The 18,398-nt window shown below is 64.3% G+C and carries 13 protein-coding genes and 1 riboswitch; of the genes, 3 read left to right on the top strand and 10 right to left on the bottom strand.

Annotated elements, in window-relative coordinates; genetic code table 11:
* The first annotated feature begins 61 nt into the window (after window positions 1-61).
* Window positions 62-436, top strand: coding sequence for a DUF2784 domain-containing protein (locus tag B0G57_RS16165; RefSeq protein ID WP_018441437.1), 375 nt, complete (start codon window positions 62-64; stop codon window positions 434-436).
* 25 nt (window positions 437-461) lie between these two features.
* Here B0G57_RS16165 and B0G57_RS16160 read toward each other — a convergent pair whose 3' ends face one another.
* Window positions 462-2,048: a tetratricopeptide repeat protein gene (locus B0G57_RS16160; protein WP_223258586.1), complete on the bottom strand. Its 1,587-nt coding sequence runs from the start codon at window positions 2,046-2,048 to the stop codon at window positions 462-464.
* Between the two features lie 2,574 nt (window positions 2,049-4,622).
* Between B0G57_RS16160 and B0G57_RS16150 the strand changes: the two genes are divergently transcribed.
* Together B0G57_RS16150 and B0G57_RS16145 are read left to right on the top strand one after the other, a co-directional pair.
* Window positions 4,623-4,862, top strand: a complete 240-nt coding sequence (locus B0G57_RS16150) for an antitoxin (RefSeq protein ID WP_018441434.1) — start codon at window positions 4,623-4,625, stop codon at window positions 4,860-4,862.
* Window positions 4,862-5,263 (top strand): type II toxin-antitoxin system VapC family toxin, encoded by a 402-nt coding sequence (locus B0G57_RS16145; RefSeq protein ID WP_018441433.1) that lies wholly within the window; start codon window positions 4,862-4,864, stop codon window positions 5,261-5,263. The genes B0G57_RS16150 and B0G57_RS16145 overlap by 1 nt, the downstream gene beginning before the upstream one ends.
* A gap of 99 nt (window positions 5,264-5,362) precedes the next feature.
* Here B0G57_RS16145 and B0G57_RS16140 read toward each other — a convergent pair whose 3' ends face one another.
* The 9 genes from B0G57_RS16140 to poxB form a co-directional block, all read right to left on the bottom strand.
* Window positions 5,363-7,060: a thiamine pyrophosphate-binding protein gene (locus B0G57_RS16140; RefSeq protein WP_018441432.1), complete on the bottom strand. Its 1,698-nt coding sequence runs from the start codon at window positions 7,058-7,060 to the stop codon at window positions 5,363-5,365.
* A 40-nt stretch (window positions 7,061-7,100) separates the two neighbouring features.
* A complete protein-coding gene (locus B0G57_RS16135; protein WP_018441431.1) occupies window positions 7,101-8,489 on the bottom strand; it encodes an L-serine ammonia-lyase in 1,389 nt (462 codons plus the stop codon).
* A gap of 105 nt (window positions 8,490-8,594) precedes the next feature.
* The gene (locus tag B0G57_RS16130; protein WP_020566271.1) at window positions 8,595-9,743 is read right to left on the bottom strand and encodes an alginate lyase family protein; all 1,149 of its coding nucleotides are present in this window, start codon (window positions 9,741-9,743) and stop codon (window positions 8,595-8,597) included.
* Window positions 9,744-9,891: 148 nt separating this feature from the next.
* Window positions 9,892-12,867, bottom strand: coding sequence for an aminomethyl-transferring glycine dehydrogenase (gcvP, locus tag B0G57_RS16125; protein WP_020566270.1), 2,976 nt, complete (start codon window positions 12,865-12,867; stop codon window positions 9,892-9,894).
* A 122-nt stretch (window positions 12,868-12,989) separates the two neighbouring features.
* Window positions 12,990-13,370, bottom strand: coding sequence for a glycine cleavage system protein GcvH (gene gcvH, locus B0G57_RS16120; RefSeq protein ID WP_018441428.1), 381 nt, complete (start codon window positions 13,368-13,370; stop codon window positions 12,990-12,992).
* Between the two features lie 73 nt (window positions 13,371-13,443).
* Entirely contained in the window at window positions 13,444-14,562 is a 1,119-nt protein-coding gene (gcvT, locus tag B0G57_RS16115) for a glycine cleavage system aminomethyltransferase GcvT (protein WP_026229805.1), read from the bottom strand.
* Between the two features lie 318 nt (window positions 14,563-14,880).
* A riboswitch (glycine riboswitch) is annotated at window positions 14,881-14,985 on the bottom strand.
* Between the two features lie 146 nt (window positions 14,986-15,131).
* A complete protein-coding gene (locus B0G57_RS32360; protein WP_108912771.1) occupies window positions 15,132-15,422 on the bottom strand; it encodes a GNAT family N-acetyltransferase in 291 nt (96 codons plus the stop codon).
* A gap of 386 nt (window positions 15,423-15,808) precedes the next feature.
* On the bottom strand, window positions 15,809-16,126 hold the full coding sequence (locus B0G57_RS16110; protein ID WP_020566268.1) for a hypothetical protein: 318 nt from the start codon (window positions 16,124-16,126) through the stop codon (window positions 15,809-15,811).
* 147 nt (window positions 16,127-16,273) lie between these two features.
* Window positions 16,274-17,998 carry a ubiquinone-dependent pyruvate dehydrogenase gene (gene poxB, locus B0G57_RS16105; RefSeq protein WP_018441425.1) on the bottom strand — a complete coding sequence of 575 codons (1,725 nt, stop codon included), beginning with the start codon at window positions 17,996-17,998 and terminating at the stop codon, window positions 16,274-16,276.
* Window positions 17,999-18,398 lie beyond the last annotated feature (400 nt).

Below are 18,398 nucleotides of genomic sequence, written 5' to 3'. Positions count from 1 at the left end.
CGGGAGCGCGAGCCCCAACCCCGAGAGAATCGCGGCCCTGCCCAGACGGTAAACTGTGCCCATGACCGCCTGGGCCGACATCGTCCTCATCCTTCACGCACTCGTCGTTTCGTTCATCGTCGGCGGCTTCGCGGCGATATGGGTCGGCGTGCCGCTAGGTTGGCAATGGGTGCGCAATCCGGTTTTCCGGCTTTTGCATCTGGGCGCGATCGGTATCGTCGCACTGCTCGCCGTCGCCGACATCCCCTGTCCGCTGACCGTGCTCGAGACCTGGCTGCGTCACGGCGCGACGTCGAGCCAAGGTTTCGTCGAGTACTGGTTGCAACGCCTGATCTATTACGACTTTCCGCCTTGGGTCTTCACAGTGGCCTATTCACTGTTTGCGTTGCTCGTCCTCTGCACGTGGCGCTTCGTTCCTCCGCGCAGGCGTCGTTAAGCCTCGAGAGGACGCGCTCGGCCAATCACTGCTCGCTGGCGGCCTCGAGCATCTTGGCGGCCTTGCGTCTGGCCGCATCGGCCTCTTGGGGACGACCCGTCCGACCATAGAGTTGCGCGAGGTTGTTCAAAGCGCGCGCGAAATCCTTGCGATGCGATGAGGGATCCGCTCTCGACAGCGAATCGTAAAGCGCGATCGATCGGCGGAACGCATCCTCGGCCTCGCGCGGTCGATGGGTCCGGCTGTATAGGACCCCTAAATTGTTGAACGTGCGCGCTTCGTCGGGCCGATAGTCGGTTGGCGCGCGGCCGCGCAGCCTTCGATAGATTCGCAGCGCCTCGATGTAACTCTGTTGCGCCTCGGCCGAGCGGCCTTGCGCCCGATACAGCGCGCCCACATTCGACAACGTGCGTGCGACGTCGCCGCCATTCAGCACGAAGCTTTCGCGCGCGAGCTGACGTCGTATTTGCAAGGCTTCGCGATAGGCCTGGGACGCGTCGTCCCGCTTGCCCATGTCGCTGTCGAGATTGCCCAGATTGTTCAGCGTTCGCGCGAGTACCGGGCGGTAGGCCGCGGGGTTCTCGCTCACGAGCCGGCGATCGATTGCCAGCGCCTCGCCATAAGCGCCGTTGGCGTCGTCGTTGCGATGCATCGTCTGGTAAAGCACGCCGAGATCGTTGAGCGTCGCGGCAACGTCGGGTTCGTAAGCGCTCTTGTCGTGTTGCGCCAGCGCGCGATCGAGCGTGAGCGCTTCGCCATAGACTTCGAGCGCGTCTTCGGGCCGGTCCGAATCGCGGTAGAGCATGCCGAGATCGGCGAATGCGACGGCGACGGACGGACCGTACGTGAGGGGCTCGCCGCGCGCGAGTCCCCAGAAGATCCCGAGGGCGCGCAGGTAAGCACCCTCCGCATCCTTCCTCAACTGCAGCGCCGCGTAAAGACCGCCAAGTTTCAAAAAAAGCCGCCCGATTCGCGGACGCCATACGGTGGGCCGATCCTGCGCGAGCGACTCATAGCGGACGAGCAGCAACTCGTAAATCGGCTCCGCCTGCTCGAACAGGCGGAGCTCGTCGAGCATGTCGGCGTAAGTCTCCGACAGCTCGATATCGTCGGGCTGCAGCGCGTGAGCCGCCTTGGCATAACCGAGCGCGCGCTCGGGGGAGAACCTGAGCCATTCGACGATGGACGCCTCGTGCCGGCGCGCCGCGGCGAGCGCGGAGGGGACCTGGTCCTCGCGTAGTTGTCCCGCGAGAAGCTTGGCGGCGGCGCCGAGCTCCAAATGGCCGACCGCACGATCGACATCGAGCTCGGTCGGATCGGACGTTCGCGTCACCGATGTCTCGTGGAGCAGCTTTCGATACCGCATGCTCCATTGCTGCGCCACCGCAACGAAATCGACGTCGGGATGGCTTTGCGCCATCGCCGCGAGCGCGGCCAGCACCGGCGCGGCATTCTCGAGTGCTTCCTCGCGCACCGCGGCAAGCATGATGTTGGCGGCGCGCGCAAGCGCGGCACGCTGATTGCTCGCAAGTCCGGCACGCTGAGCGGCACGGTTCGGCTCGTCGACGAGGCGCTCGACGACAGGCGCCGGCAAGCCACAGTTGGTGTGCATCACGAGGCCTCGCTCCACGTCGCGTTCGGAAAACGCCGGGGAGCAACGACTCGTGGATGCGTCCGGTGCGGAAGCTTCGGGCGCGGCCCCGGCATGGCACGACCACGCGACGGCCGAAGCGATCGCGATACTCGCGACCCGGGCGCGCATTTGTCTTTCGCTCATGGGGTCCCCGCCGCAATGGCCGGCTTTCGAAACGATGTTACACGGCAAGGATGGGGAAGTCCCCAACGGAAAGCGCGTTTGGGGTACCGCGTTCGCTTTCGTATGTTAAGTAGCGAACATCCGCGCGCCATCCTTTATTGATCTTTCGTGTGACGAGGCACATATATTGGGGATGGCTTCATCCCCGAGGGCCTATGCAGAGGGAAGCGACGAAGGAGGCACAGCCGTTGCAGTGCCCGCGCTGCGGATCGGCGTTGGCAGCGACGAGCGCGAATTGCCCGCGATGCGGGCAGCGCGTGCTTTTGCGGTTCGACGCTGGGCTTGCCATCTCAGACGATTCGCACTCGCCCGCGACGACGCGCGAACCGCCGGGTCTCCCTGTGCTTCATCGGACCGCACGCCCACCCGCGCGAACGCGCACGGCGCTGCCGCGACGCCTCGCTCCCGCCGATGCCAACGGCGCTCGACGCTGGGGCGTTTCGGCCAGCGTGGCTGTGATTCTTTTCGGCTTCGCCGCCGGGTTCGGCAGCTACGTGGCCATCACCGAACACGAGAATGCGCAGGAGATGTGGCGCAACGTCGAAGGCCGGTATGCCGAGCAAGCGAGCCGCGATGCTCGCAATCCCGAAACCGACGAAGCGCGGGACGACTCGGCTTTGCCTCACCCGGCGAGGACGTCCGACTCGCTCGTCGCGCTGCTGCAGCAGCAGATCGAGAGCGCACGCACGGACGATACAAGCGATGCGACGAGGCTAGGCGATTCCAAGCACCCGAACCGTTCCACCGCGCAGCAGCGTCGGACACCGCCGAGCGCGCCGGCCCCCGCGCAGCCCCAGACGCCGCTTGCAGCGAACGTGAAGCCGCTGCCCACCGCACCTGCGACAAGCACGACCGAGGCGCGGCCCAAGCCGCCTGCGCGCGAGTCGGCGGCAGTGCTAGCGCCAAAGCCCTCGGCGCGCGAACTCACACTTGCGCAGACGCCGAAGCTCGCGGCGAGCGCGCCCGCACTGGCGCAGACGCCGAAGCCCGCGGCAAGCGCGCCCGCACTGGCGCAGACGCCGAAGCCCGCGGCGAGCGCTCCCGCACTGGCGCAAACGCCGAGGCCCGCGGCGAGCGGCCCCGCACCAGCCCAAACGCCGGCACAGCCTCTGCACGATCAGGTACTGGCTCAAGCGCCGAAGCCCTCCGCGCATGAGCCGGCACCGCCTCGACCGCCAGCAACGGCGCCGACGCAAGCGCCCACTAACCTCACGGCCGCCCACGAACCGAAGCCGGCACCCAGCAAGCAAACTCAGCAATCCGAAGCGATCGCGGCCGCCGAGGCAGCCATCACGGCAAAACCGCCGGCGCTCGCCAGCGCCCCCTCAACGGCGATCATAGCGGCGATGGAAGCGCCTACTTCGCCGCATTCTTCTTCAATACCTGCCAATGAGCGAACCGGCGAGCCGGCCAGTGCTCAGCCCACGGCGCCGCTGTCGACTTCTGCGAAACCGACGTCTCGGACGCCTCCACGCGCTCAACACAGATCGCCGCCGTCGGCCCACGCAAAGCCTCGGGCGACAACCACGGCTCATTCCCCATCAAGTGAGCGACCGCTCACTTCGCCAATGGCTCAGACGCAGACAGAAGCTTCACCGACGGCAACGCAAGAGTCGGCTATCGCGCGCGACGCCGAGCCGGGACCCGGGTCGACGACATCGGCGAAGCCAGACGAGACCGCGAAAACAGCGGCGGCACCCGCACCAACGCGCGCCGCCTCGGAGGGCTGCAACGCCGAAGATAGTTCGGAATGCGAAACAATTGCCGCCGCTGCCAATTCACAAAGCGAGCCGCGCAGCGAGGACGAAACAGCGAGAAGTTCGACCGGATCGGTCGAGCAAGATGCTCGCGACGAAGACGCGTCGCCTTCGCGCCCCGCCGCCGGCAAACCGAGCGTGAGAAAGCGCCCTGTCGAGCACGCGGCTTCGGCCGCGCCAAGGCATCCTATCCGTCGGACGCACCGTCGCACGCTAGCTGTGGCTGAGACGCCGCCGCGGGCACCTCAGCAATTCGATACGCCCTCTTTCACGACGCTAAGGCCACGGTGGCTGTTCCAAATGCCGGCCGCCGAAAGACGGCGCACACAGTTGTCCCAAATGCAGGTCGAGCTCTATCGAGGGCATTGATCGTCTACAGTGCCGGTCGGCCTGTCGTCGCGAGCATACGCGGGCGATTGACGATCGTCGCCGACCGATCAGCCGCTCGGTGCCCATGCACCGCCCGGCGACCGTCTCGCCGATATCAACATCGGTACCGCACGCAACGCCGCGCTGACGAACAGCCGGGCGAGCTAGCCTGGCCGCGCCTCAAGTATGCGTTGCAACGCTGCCGATTTTGGCATAGGCTTAGGCATATGCCAAGGAGATTATCGTGACGACACTAGAAGGCCGGCATGTCCGGATATTCCGCAATGGGCGCAATCAAGCCATTCGCATTCCGCGTGAACTCGAACTTCCCGGTGATGAGGTCATCATCAGGAAGGAAGGTGCATGCCTCATCATCGAACCGATAAAGACTCTTCCGCTGAGAGAGCTCCTGGCCCAGTGGGAACCGCTCGATGATGATTTCCCCGATATCGGTGACCTTCCCGCGGAACCGGTGGACCTATAGTGACCCTTTACCTACTCGATACAAACATCGTCTCCGACGCAATTCGCAATACGCGCGGAAGCTGCGCCGCGCGCATCCGCGAAATGCCGCCCGAGCGCCTCTGCACATCGATCGTTGTCGCCGCGGAGTTACGCTTTGGCGCTGAAAAGAAAGGCTCACCGGCACTCTCGGATCGCGTCGACACTTTCCTGGCGAGCCTAACGGTCATGGCGCTCAACGGCGAGGCAGATCGGTACTACGGACATCTGCGCGCAGACCTAGAGCGGCGTGGAAAGCTGATCGGCGCGAACGATATGTTGATTGCCGCACACGCGTTGGCGATCGATGCCGTGCTCGTAACCGACAACACCGATGAGTTCGCCCGCGTACCTAACCTGCCCTTGGAGAATTGGGTTCGGTAGTTCGCCTCGAATCTCAGGATTGTCTATGACGATCGGCTTAGTGCGCAGCAACGCATTTCCTCGACGAACCTTCCAGAGGGCGATGGAGATCAGCCGCTCTCACTGCCCGCGCGTCGCTCGCGCTTGCTCCCGAATCTGCTCGAGCGTCGCATTGGGCGTGCTGACTTCCTGCGGCACGCGAATCTCGATCAGTGCGGGGAGCCCACTTTCGATCGCGCGCTCGAATGCCGGCAAAAAGTCGGCAGTTCTCTCCACCGTCTCGCCATGCGCGCCGAACGAACGGGCGAACGCCGCGAAATCGGGGTTCGTCAGCCCCGTGCCGTGCGGCCTGCCCGGATAGTGGCGCTCCTGGTGCATGCGGATCGTGCCGTAGTGCCCATTGTTGACGACGATGAAAATCGCATTGAGCCCGTACTGCATCGCCGTTGCAAGCTCCTGCCCCGCCATCATGAAACAGCCGTCGCCGGCAAAGGCCACGGCAATGCGCTCCGGGTGGCAAACTTTCGCCGCAAGCGCGGCGGGCACGCCGTAACCCATCGCGCCGCTCGTCGGTGCGAGCTGCGTTTTGAACCGCCGATAGGCGAAGTGGCGGTGCAGCCAGATCGCATAGTTGCCCGCGCCGTTCGTCACGATCGCGTCGGCCGGCAACCGCTTGCGCAATTGCGCCATGATCTCGCCGAGTTGAACGTCGCCGAGCATCGGTCGCGGACGGCGCCATTCGAGGTATTCGCGATGCGCCTCGTCGGCGCTGCCCGCCCAGGCGGGCGTCGCGCGCGGATCGAGCGCGGCCAGCGCGGCCGTGAACTCGGGCATGCCCGAGACGATCGGCAGGTCGGCCGCATAGACGCGCCCCAGCTCGTCCGCACCCTGATGGACATGCACAAGCGTCTGTTTCGTCTTGGGGATATCGAGCAAGGTGTAACCGCCGGTGGTCGCCTCGCCCAGACGCGGCCCGATCACCAACAACAGATCGGCCTCGCGGATCCGTTTCCCGAGCGCGGGATTGATGCCGAGCCCCACGTCGCCCGCATAGTTCGGATGGTCGTTGTCGAGCGTGTCCTGATAGCGGAACGCGCAGCCGACAGGCAACTGCCACCGTTCGGCAAAACCACGCAAATCGGAGCATGCCTGCTCGTTCCATCCGCTGCCGCCGACGATCGCCATCGGCTTCTTTGCCGCTTCGAGCAGCTCTCGCAGTGAGTCGATCTGCGCGGGCGCCGGCGCTGCCGCCACGCGCCGGTATCTGGGCGCAGCCGGAACGGCCGGGCACGGGTCCGAGAGCATGTCTTCCGGCAGCGCGAGAACGACGGGTCCCGGCCGTCCTGAGCAAGCCGTATGAAACGCGTGGCTGAGATATTCCGGAATGCGGCGCGCGTCGTCGATTTGCGCGACCCATTTCGCCATCTGCCCGAACATGCGGCGATAGTCGATCTCCTGAAACGCCTCCCGGTCCAGATGGTCGCGCGCGCATTGGCCGATGAAAAGAATCATCGGCGTGGAATCCTGAAACGCCGTATGCACGCCGATCGAGGCATGCGTGGCACCCGGGCCGCGCGTCACGAACGCGATGCCGGGCCGGCCGGTCAGCTTGCCCGTCGCCTCGGCCATGTTGGCCGCCGCCGCCTCATGGCGGCAGACGATGGTCTGGATGCGCTCGCTCACGTCGTGGAGCGAATCGAGTACGGCCAGAAAGCTCTCGCCCGGCACACAAAAAACACGATCGGCGCCGTGCGTGAGCAAGGCATCGACGAGGAGACGCGCTCCCGTCATGGTGGCGGTATCGGCGGCGTTCGGCATGATGCGGCAACCTCCTGAATGGTTTGGGTAGCTTGAGTCTTCAGCACTCGACGATATTGACGGCCAGCCCGCCGCGCGACGTCTCCTTGTACTTCGTCTTCATATCCGCTCCCGTCTCGCGCATCGTCTTGATGACCGAATCGAGCGAAACGTAATGGCTGCCGTCGCCGCGCAGCGCCATGCGCGCGGCATTGACGGCCTTCACCGACGCCATCGCATTGCGCTCGATGCATGGAATCTGCACCATCCCCCCGACCGGATCGCAAGTGAGCCCGAGGTTGTGCTCCATGCCGATCTCGGCCGCATTCTCGACTTGCTTGGGACTACCGCCCATGACGGCGGCGAGCGCGCCCGCCGCCATCGAGCACGCGACGCCGACTTCGCCTTGGCAGCCGACTTCGGCGCCCGAGATCGACGCATTGAGCTTATAGAGAATGCCGATCGCGGCGGCCGTCATGAGGAAATCGATGACGCCCTGCTCGTTCGCGCCCGCGACGAAGCGCGTGTAGTAATGCAGCACGGCGGGAATAATGCCGGCCGCGCCGTTTGTCGGCGCCGTCACGACACGCCCGCCCGCGGCGTTCTCCTCGTTGACGGCGATCGCGTAGAGATTGATCCAGTCGACCATCGAAAGCGGATCGCGCAAGCTCTGCTCGGGACTCGCCGTCAGTGCCCGATAAAGCTGCGGTGCGCGGCGCTTGACCTGAAACGGCCCGGGCAGCGTTCCGTCGGCATCGGGATTGCCGATGCCGCAGCCGCGCGCGACACAAGACTGCATGACGTTCCAGATCTTCAACAGACCGGCGCGCGTCTCTTCGTCCGTATGCCAGGCGCGCTCGTTTTCCCACATCAATTGCGCGATCGTCTTGCCCGTCGACGCGCAAAGCCCCAGCAGCTCGTTACCGGTGCGAAACGGGTGGGCGAGCTCATCGACAGCCGACAGCACCTTGGTATTCGGCGCACCTGCTGTCACCACGAAGCCCCCGCCAACCGAAAGGTACGTGCCTTCGCGCAGCGTCTCGCCGGCCGCGTCGAGCGCACGCAGCTTCAGACCGTTCGGATGCTCGGGCAAAGCCTGGCGGTAGAACGCGATGGCCTCTTTCGGCACGAAGTCGATCTCGTGCTTGCCGATGAGGGCAAGACGCCTCGACTTGCCGACCGCTTCGAGCCGCGCGCCGATCGTATCGGGATCGACTGTATCGGGCGCATCGCCCATAAGGCCGAGCATGACGCCGCGATCCGTGCCATGGCCCTTGCCTGTCGCGCCGAGCGAGCCGTAGAGCTCGACCTTGACCGAAGCCGTCGATTCGAGCTGCCCGTCACGCTCGAGCCCCTGCACGAAAAGGAGCGCGGCCCGCATCGGCCCGACGGTATGTGAGCTGGAAGGACCGATGCCGATTTTGAAGAGATCGAAAACGCTGACTGCCATTTACTGCTCCGGAAAACTGCCGTTTCGAATCAAAGAGTCAAAGAGTCAAAGAATCAAAGAATCAAAGGCGCAAAGCTCAGGGCGGAAACATCGAACCACGCTCGCTCAGCGCGCCGCCAACGGCAAGCAGACGGCGAGCCACGCCGGAGGCTGCGGCTGTAAGCGCTGCGCAACGGGCGCGTAGCGTCCTGACAACCGCGCCGCGAGATGAAAGAGCTCAGCCGCGTCCTTCGGGTCCCATTGCCCCGAAAAACCCGGCACGCCGGCTTCGCGCCGCTTGGCGTCGAACGGAACGCGCGAGCCGACGAATTCCTCGTGCGTCTTCTCGCCGAGCGCATAAGGCACGAGCCAATTCAGTGCCAGCGCGAGCGAAGCGCCGTTCTTGCCTCGCTCGACCAGCCAATTGCGGCTGTGTCGGCGCGCGGCCAAGGCGGCGTACACGAGCGGTTCGAGATCGTAGGCGACGTAGTGAAGCGCATCGCGTTCGGTAAAATCGAACGTCGTTCCATCGGATGAGACGTTGTTCGTGATCTGCTCGACGAAGAGACGCTGAGCGGCGTTGATGAGCTTGCGATCGTCGAGCGTGAAGGCCGCCATCGCCACGAGCTTGACGCGATGACTCTCCCAGTTGTTGCGGTACGTGTCGGAAAGAGGACGTGGCTGCGCATCGATTCGTGCGACATAGCCGTTCGCGAGCGCCGCGATGAATGCGCCGGTGGTGTTGCGCGTCTTGACGGGCAATGCGCTCGCCGTCAAATCGTACGCAAGGATCATCGCGCCGAAATGCGTTTCGTCGATCGGGTCGTAGCTCGGGCGATATGTGGTAGCCCATGCGCTCAGGAAACGATCGACGAGCCTCAGGTAACGCTCGTCGCCCGTCGCGCGCCAGACGAGGGCCGCGTCGCGCATCAGGTCGAGGTCTTGCTCGGCTTCGACGCTTTCGTCGGAGATGCCTTCATGCGGCAGCGTGCCTTCCGTGTGCAATCGCGCGAGCGGTTTCGGCGCGTCGTTGAGCCGCGTCGCGACGCGCTTCATCAGCGTTGCGACGGCGGGTGCCGCGTTCGCCCGTTCGCTCGTCTGCAACGCCGGCGCCGCGCAGAAGTTCATCGCCGCGCGCGCCGCGCCGGCCGGCGCCGCGGCGGCCACGCAAGCCAGAAACCAGAGCCAGATCGATCCGCGTTTGCTCGATTCCCATCGGGCCGGCTCGCCGGGTTTGCCCACCCTACGCGTCGTCGTCGGCACCTGTCGCACCATGCGTCGCTCCTTCTCTAGCTTCATCGCGGTGACAGATGTTAGCCGGTATTGGGGGCGCGTAACGCATAAAAAAGCAGCATCCGGCCAATGCGCCCGGTTCGCGCGAAGTGACCGGGGCGCGGCGGACGACAGACACCCGGCAAAACCGTCAGGCGTAATCGGCAACGGGCACGCACGAGCAGAAGAGATTGCGGTCGCCATAAGCGTTGTCCGCGCGGCCGACCGGCGGCCAGTATTTCTTCGCGACGAGCGACGGCAGGGGGTAAGCCGCCGTTTCGCGCGAATACGCATGCTTCCATTCGTTCGCCGTTACGGCGGCCGCCGTATGCGGCGCATGCTTGAGCGGATTGTCCTCGCGATCGGCGCGGCCCTGTTCGACGGCGCGGATCTCCTCGCGGATCGCGATCATCGCTTCGATGAAGCGATCGAGTTCCTCCTTCGATTCGGACTCGGTCGGCTCCACCATCAGCGTGCCCGGCACCGGGAAGCTCATCGTCGGCGCATGAAAGCCGAAATCGGCGAGGCGCTTCGCCACGTCGTCGACCGTAATGCCGCTGGTGTCCTTGATCGCGCGCAAATCGAGAATGCATTCGTGGGCGACGAGGCCGCCTGCACCCGAGTACAGCACGGGGTAGTAGGGGCTCAGCTTCTTCGCGACGTAATTCGCGTTGAGGATGGCCACCTCGGTCGCCGCCGTCAGGTTCTTGGCGCCCATCATCGCGATGTACATCCACGAGATCGGCAGAATCGACGCGGATCCGTAAGGCGCCGCCGACACCGCTCCGATGCCGCTTTCCGAGCGGCGATAGCCGGTGGACGTCTGATTCGGCAGGAATTGCGCGAGGTGCGGGCCTACCGCTACCGGACCGACGCCCGGGCCGCCGCCGCCATGCGGAATGCAGAACGTCTTGTGCAGATTGAGGTGCGAGACATCGCCGCCGAATTGCCCCGGGGCCGTCAGACCGACCATCGCGTTCATGTTCGCGCCGTCGACGTAAACCTGTCCGCCATGGGCATGAACGATTTCGCAAATTTCGCGTACGTTCTGCTCGAACACCCCGTGCGTCGAGGGATACGTGATCATGATCGCCGCAAGCTGGGCCGCATGCTCGGCGGCCTTCGCTTTCAGATCGTCGATATCGACATTGCCTTCTTCATCGCATGCCACGACGACGACCTTCATGCCGGCCATATGCGCCGACGCCGGGTTCGTGCCGTGCGCCGAAGCGGGGATCAGGCAGACGTCGCGGTGACCTTCGCCGCGCGAATCGTGATAGGCGCGAATGATCAGCAGTCCTGCATATTCGCCTTGCGAGCCCGCATTCGGTTGCAGTGAAACCGCCGCGTAGCCGGTCGCGGCGACGAGCATCTGCTCGAGCTGATCGATCATCTCGCGATAGCCGGCCGTTTGCGCGGCCGGGGCGAACGGATGAATCCGACTGAACTCGGGCCATGTGACAGGCAGCATCTCCGAAGTCGCGTTGAGCTTCATCGTGCACGAGCCGAGCGGGATCATCGAGCGGTCGAGCGCCAGATCCTTGTCCGCGAGGCTGCGCAGATAGCGCAACATTTCGGTCTCCGAATGATGCCGGTTGAAGACGTGATGCGTGAGGTAAGCGCTCGTGCGCAGAAGCGCTTCGGGCAGCGGCGTCGCTTCGCCCTCGCCTGCCCGCCCGCCCTGGCTGCCCTCCGCCGAGGCACGGAAAAGCGCCGCGTCGAGCGCATCGATATGCGGTACGTCGATCGCGCCGGCCGCGTTCGCGAACACCGTGAGCAGATCCGCGAGGTCCGCACGCGTCGTCGTTTCGTCGATCGATACCCCGACACGCGAATCGCCGATGCGACGCAGGTTGATGCACGAACGCTGCGCCGCCTCATGGACCAGCGCGGTACGCGCGCCCGTTTCGATCGTCAGCGTATCGAAGAACGTATCGTTGACGATCGTATAACCGAGTTGCCTGACGCCGGCGGCAAAGAGCGCGGCGATCCGGTGCACGCGCTGCGCGATCGCCTTGAGACCGTGCGGGCCATGATAGACCGCATACATGCTCGCCATGATGGCGAGCAGCGCCTGCGCCGTGCAGACGTTCGACGTCGCCTTTTCGCGGCGGATATGCTGCTCGCGTGTTTGCAGCGCGAGGCGCAGGGCCGGGTTGCCTTGCGCGTCGACGGTCACGCCGACGAGTCGTCCCGGCATTTGTCGCTTGAATTCGTCGCGCACGGCGAGATAGGCTGCGTGCGGTCCGCCGAAGCCGACGGGCACGCCGAAGCGCTGTGAGTTGCCGACGGCCACATCGGCGCCCCACTCAGCCGGCGGCGTCAAGAGCGTCAAGGCGAGCAAATCGGCTGCAACGACGACGTGCCCGCCGGCCGCATGGATCTGCTCGGTGAGCGAACGGTAATCGCGCACATGGCCGTCTACGCCCGGATATTGCAAGAGCACGCCGAATGCATCCGATTGAGCCGCGGCGTCCGCCGGGCCGACCCGCACCTCGATGCCGACCGGCTGCGCACGCGTGCGCACGACCTCGATCGTTTGCGGCAGCACGTCGTCGGCGACATAAAAAACGTTGGACTTTGGCTTGCCCGCGCGCTGCAGCAGGGTCATCGCCTCGGCGGCGGCCGTCGCCTCGTCGAGCAGCGAGGCATTCGCCATCGCGAGCCCCGTCAGATCCGTCACCATCTGCTGGAAGTTCAGCAGCGCCTCGAGGCGGCCTTGCGAGATTTCGGGCTGATAGGGCGTATAGGCCGTGTACCACGCCGGATTCTCGAGCACGTTGCGCAAGATGACCGTTGGCGTGTGCGTGTTGTAGTAGCCCTGGCCAATATAGGAGCGAAACACGTGATTCCTGCTCGCGAGCTCGCGCAGCGCCGCGAGCGCCTCGGCCTCGCTCTTGGGCTCGGCGAACGGGCCGAGCGGCAGCGGCTCGGTGCGGCGGATCGCCGGCGGAATGACCGCATCGACGAGCGCGGCCCGCGACGCGAATCCGAGCGCGTCCAGCATCTTCTGCTGATCGACAGCGTCCGGGCCGATGTGCCGCTCGGCGAAGGCGTCATGCACTTCGAGCGCGGCAAGCGAAACGGGGGTGCGATTCATCAGGCGATCCGGGTGTTCGAGCTTCATGTTGGCAGGGTTCTAGCTTAGTGCGCGCGGCAGCCTTTTCGAGGAGCCGTTTCCGACGAGCGCGAAACGGAAACGAACGAGACGTAAAAGGCAATGCGCCGCGCGGGCAGTGACAAGGAAATTCAGTCGATCAGTTTCGAGTAAGCGGCGGCGTCGAGCAGCTTCTCGGTCGAGGCGCCGGGAGCGAGCTTGATCTTGAAGAGCCAGCTCGCGTAAGCGTCGTTGTTGACGGCATCGGGCGTATCGAGAATCGACTCGTTGACTTCGACGATTTCACCCGAGACAGGCGAGTAGATATCGGAGGCGGCCTTCACCGATTCCACGACGCCGACCGCGTCGCCGACCGTCACCGTCTTGCCGACTTCCGGCAGTTCGAGAAAGACGATGTCGCCGAGCGTGCTTTGCGCGTGATCGGTAATGCCCACCGTCAGCGTGCCGTCGGCTTCGGTGCGCAACCACTCGTGTTCGTCGGTGTACTTGAGATCGGCCGGAACGTTGCTCATCGGATGCTCCTGAGAATGGAAGAAATACGTCGTAAAACAAACGCTTGACGCGCGCGTCGAGCGGCGCCGGCCCTCAAGCGACGAGCACCTTGCCGTTGCGCACGAACGGCAGTTTTACCACGCTTGCGTTGAACGTTTTGTCGCGGATCTCAACTTGCACCGTGTCGCCCGGCTGCACTTCCTTCGGCACACGCGCGAACGCGATCGATTCCTGCATCGTCGGCGAAAACGTGCCGCTCGTGATCTCGCCCTCGCCGGCCGCCGTCAGCACCTTCTGATGCGCGCGCAGCACGCCGCCCGCCTTGCCGTTTTCCTTGCGCAAAACGAGCCCGACGAACGCGCGCCGGGAGCCGGCCGCTTCGAGCGCCGGGCGGCCGACGAAGTCGCGCGGAGCCGACAGATCGACCGTCCACGCCAGCCCGGCGTCGAGCGGCGACACCGATTCGTCCATGTCCTGCCCGTATAGATTCATGCCCGCCTCGAGGCGCAGCGTATCGCGAGCGCCGAGGCCGCACGGCCGCACGCCTTGCTCGCGCAACGCCTGCCAGAACGCTTCGACCTGCGCGGCGGGCACGATGACCTCGAAGCCGTCCTCGCCCGTGTAGCCGGTGCGCGCGACCGTCAGATCGCCGAATGGCGTCGCGAAGACGCGCGCGGCATTGAAAGGCTGGAGCGCCTCCGTGGCCTGCTGCACGGCCGGCACGGCTTGCCAGACCTTTGCGCGGGCATGCGGCCCTTGAACCGCGACGATCGCCAGATCGCGCCGCGGCGTGATGGTGAGCGCAAAGCCGCGTTCGGCGTTGAGGCGATTGAACCAGGCGATGTCTTTCTCGGCCGTGCCGGCGTTGACGACGACGCGGAAAAAATCGTCGGCGAAGTAATAGACGATCAAATCGTCGATGACGCCGCCGTTATCATTGAGCAGACAAGAATAAAGGGCGCGGCCAGGCGTTTGCAGCTTGGCGACGTTGTTGGCGAGCGCGAATTCGAAAAACGGGCGGGCGCGAGGGCCGGTGAAATCGACGACACACATGTGCGAGACGTCGAACATGCCCGCGTCGCCGCGTACCGCCTGATGTTCTTCGATCTGCGAGCCGTAGTTGACGGGCATGTCCCAGCCGCCGAAATCGACCATGCGTGCGCCGAGCGCGCGATGGGTGGCGTGAAGGGGGGTGCGTTTCAAATCGGTCATCGGGGCCTCGGCGCTTACGGTATCGCGAAAACAAAAAAGGGCCATGCCGATCACGCTGCGCGCCAACCCGATGGGGTGGCGGCGGCAAATCATGCATGCCCCTCTGTCCTCGGTACCTGAGAGATTGCGCTGCCGCGAACGCACTGATTCTTTCGTTCGCGATTGAACGCGCGCCCCTTCGGTGGGCAGCCTGCCCGGGCCTTGCATCCCTTCACGCATCCTGCGCGGTGGGTTGCGATCGGCCGCCTCGACCAATTTGGGCCGACGGGCTACTGCCGCTCTCCAGAGTGCGAAACGCCGCGAGCAATACGGAGCGTTTCGACGCGGTCGGTCCTTTTGCCTGAGAGTTTGTGGGTGTGCCCCTTCGGCGGCGTCGCAGGCGGACAAAAATCCGTCGCGGACGCGCTCTCCCGACGCGTGGCCGCAATTTACGCGTTGGTGGGGGGCTTGTCAAACGGGGCTCGCACGCTGGTGGCGCTAAATGCCTCCTCCGCCGGGTTCGCCGACTTTCATCAGCGATGCGTCGATGCTCGAAGCACGCTGAGCGTCGCTGATACAGGTGTGCGGGATCACTCGCAAACGTCCCGTTGCATTTCAAGCGGCCCTGGTGCCCTGCTGCAGGCGACGAGCTTACGTTTCGGCGTTATTCCGACAGCACCGAATAACTTTTCACTTCCCTCAAAAGCCTCAGTAAAGATGGCGGTATGCTGAAAGCGGCGAACGACGGCCTCGACGAGAGCGGTTCCGACACGTTGCCTCTGGACGTCCGGATGAACGCAAACCTCGGTAAGGAAGCACGCCCAGGGTGGGTCTGCGCTCTTCTGCGCAACGTAGCGCCTCTCGGCGCTTGGTCTGGTCAACCCGAGCTTGCGATACGCCTACAAGCTCCGCCCTTTAGGGCGGGGTAGTTGACTTCAGCCTCACACAGTTTGAAAAGAGGTGCGCAACAGGGCCCTGCAGGCGCGAAGGAATGCTATCTAGCGGCCTCTTCCGATCTGCGTTTTCATCGTTTTTTCGGACGAACGGAAGTTGTAACAAAAGAAGCATGCCGGATACGGCATTGACATCGGGGACTTGGGAGCGTGCACTGCCCCTGCCGCTCGACTGACGGCAATGAGAGCGCGACTGGCTGGACTGGGTAGCGTTGTTGTACGGCGCCCTTTGGACGAGATCGCCGCAGGAAAAGAACAGGCTGACGAAGGTCAGCCTGCTTTGAGACGTTCTACTTCTTTCTACTTAACGTGGATCATTTCCCGGCCGTCGCCTCACACTTCTTCACGAACGAGGCCTTCGCGGCGCCCGCGAGCGGTTTGCCGTTCGAGCCGACGGCCTTGGATTCGCAGCTGGCCTTCGCTTCGGTCTTCATGCACTTCTTCACGAACGAATTCTTGGCTGCACCGGCGAGCGGCTTGCCGTTCTTGTCGACGGCCTTCGCCTCGCAGCTCGAGCCCGACATGGCCGTGTTGCCCGACGTGGCGGCGGGTGCCGATGCCGACGTTTGCGCATGGGCCATTCCTGCCATGAACAGACCGGCGATTGCTACCGCGATAAATCGTTTGAACATGACCAACCCCTCCTTAGTGGCGTGAAACGAGGCGCTTCACATGCCCATAACGAGGGGCGGGCCACTCCGGTTGACGACGATCACGACGATCTCGCGGCAGCCCGCTCCGTCACCGCGTTGCAGAGTGAAGAACAGGCCGCCGATCCGTCAAATCCGCAGATTCGTCCTGGCGAGCTCCATGACCTCGTCGCCGCGACCATTGATGATGGCCTTCAGCATGTAAAGGCTGAACCCTCTCGCCTGCTCGAGCTTGATCGCGGGCGGAACCGCCAGCTCCTGCTTGGCCGTCACCACATCGACCAACACCGGCCCGTCGTGCGAAAACGCGCGCCGCAGCGCGCCCTCGAGTTCCTCGGATTGCTCGACGCGCAGACCAAGTACCCCCATCGCGTTAGCCATCGCCGCAAAGTCGGGATTCGTCAGATCCGTACCGGTATCGAGGTAGCCGCTCGCCTTCATCTCCATGGCGACGAACCCAAGCGTCGAGTTGTCATAGACGATCACCTTCACGGGCAATCCGAGTTGAACGAGCGAGATGAAATCGCCCATGAGCATCGAGAAGCCGCCATCGCCGGAAAGCGAAACGACCTGCCGCCCCGGAAATGCGGCTTGCGCGCCGAGCGCCTGCGGCATCGCGTTGGCCATCGATCCGTGGTTGAACGAGCCCAGCAGCCGGCGCTGGCCATTCATTTTCAGATAGCGCGCCGCCCAGACAGTGGGGGTTCCGACATCGGCGGTAAAAATCGTGTCTTCATCCGCCAACTCGCTCACGAGACGTGTCAGATATTGCGGATGGATCGGCCGGCCCGCGGGCGATGGGTGAGCCAGATCGTCGAGCCCCTGACGCGCATCGGCGTAGTGCTTGAGCGCCGCACCGATAAAGCGGCGATCGGCTCTGCGCTGCAGCTTCGGCAGCAATGCCTCGATCGTCTCGGCGACGCCTCCGACGATTCCAAGCTCCAGTTGCGCACGGCGCCCCAGCGCGTCGGGATTGATATCGATCTGGACGATCTTGGCATTGCCCGGATAGAAATGTCGATAAGGGAAGTCCGTACCGAGCATGACGAGCACGTCGCAGTTGAGCATCGCCTGGTAGCCGGAGCTGAACCCGATGAGCCCCGTCATCCCCACATCGAATGGGTTGTTCCATTCCACGTGCTCCTTGCCGCGCAGCGCATGCACGATTGGAGCGCCGAGCTTGTCCGCCAGCGCGACGACCTGATCGTGCGCGCCCTCGCATCCGCTCCCGCAAAGCAACGTGATCGCCTCGTGGGCGTCGAGCAAACTCGCAAGGCGAATCAGCTCGGCGTCGTCGGGCACGACGCTGGCGGAAAGGGGCGGTGTCCAGCGGGTGCCCACCGATGCAGCCTCCTGCAGGGCGACGTCACCGGGGAGCACGATGACGGCGACGCCTCGCTTGGCGATCGCCGTGCGCATCGCGCGATGCAGAACGTGCGGCATCTGCGCGGCATTCGTCACGAGCTCGACGAAGTGGCTGCACTCCTTGAACAGCTCCTGCGGGTGCGTTTCCTGAAAATAGTTGAGGCCGATCTCCGACGACGGGATGTGTGCCGCGATCGCAAGCAGCGGCACATGATTGCGATGCGCGTCGAAGAGCCCATTGATCAGATGGAGATTGCCGGGACCGCAACTGCCCGCGCAAACGGCGAGCTGGCCCGTGACGGCCGCGTCGGCGCCGGCCGCGAATGCGGCGACTTCTTCGTGTCGCACGTGCATCCACTCGATCGTCTTCATGCGACGCAACGCATCGGAGAGACCATTCAGGCTATCGCCCGTCACGCCCCAAATACGTTTGACGCCGGCTTGCTCGAGCGTTTTCGCCAGTTGCTCCGCTACGGTGATGTTGGCCATCGGATGCTCCTTGGTAGTGTCGGGTTGACCGCCAGGAAGACGCTCGGTCAGCGCAAACTCAAACCAATGATAGGAGGTTGTCGTCGGAGCCGTCGGTAAAGTGCGCACTTGTCGACGCAGCGTGGAACGTGCGTCGGCGCGCCCCTGCCGGGCGGCTAAGACGCGCCCGTGACAAATCGATGTCAGCGCGCTCGTCAGTGTCTGAATGCCGACGCTCTTGTAATTTTTTTACCAGCGGTTACATCGCTTATGCAACTAACGCCGATCGGCGGCGGTCAATTACGGCGGTAACGAACAAGGCCTGACAAAGAACCCGAATATTGCCGACTTCGTCGACTGTCCCGACGTGCTTCTGCGTGCCGCCAAACGCAAACACCCGCGAACCTTCGCATTGCGCGCG

Source organism: Trinickia symbiotica (genome assembly GCF_002934455.1).
GTDB lineage: Bacteria > Pseudomonadota > Gammaproteobacteria > Burkholderiales > Burkholderiaceae > Trinickia > Trinickia symbiotica.
The sequence above is the reverse complement of the archived record's forward strand: the minus strand, read 5'-3'. Positions and strand labels throughout refer to the sequence as shown.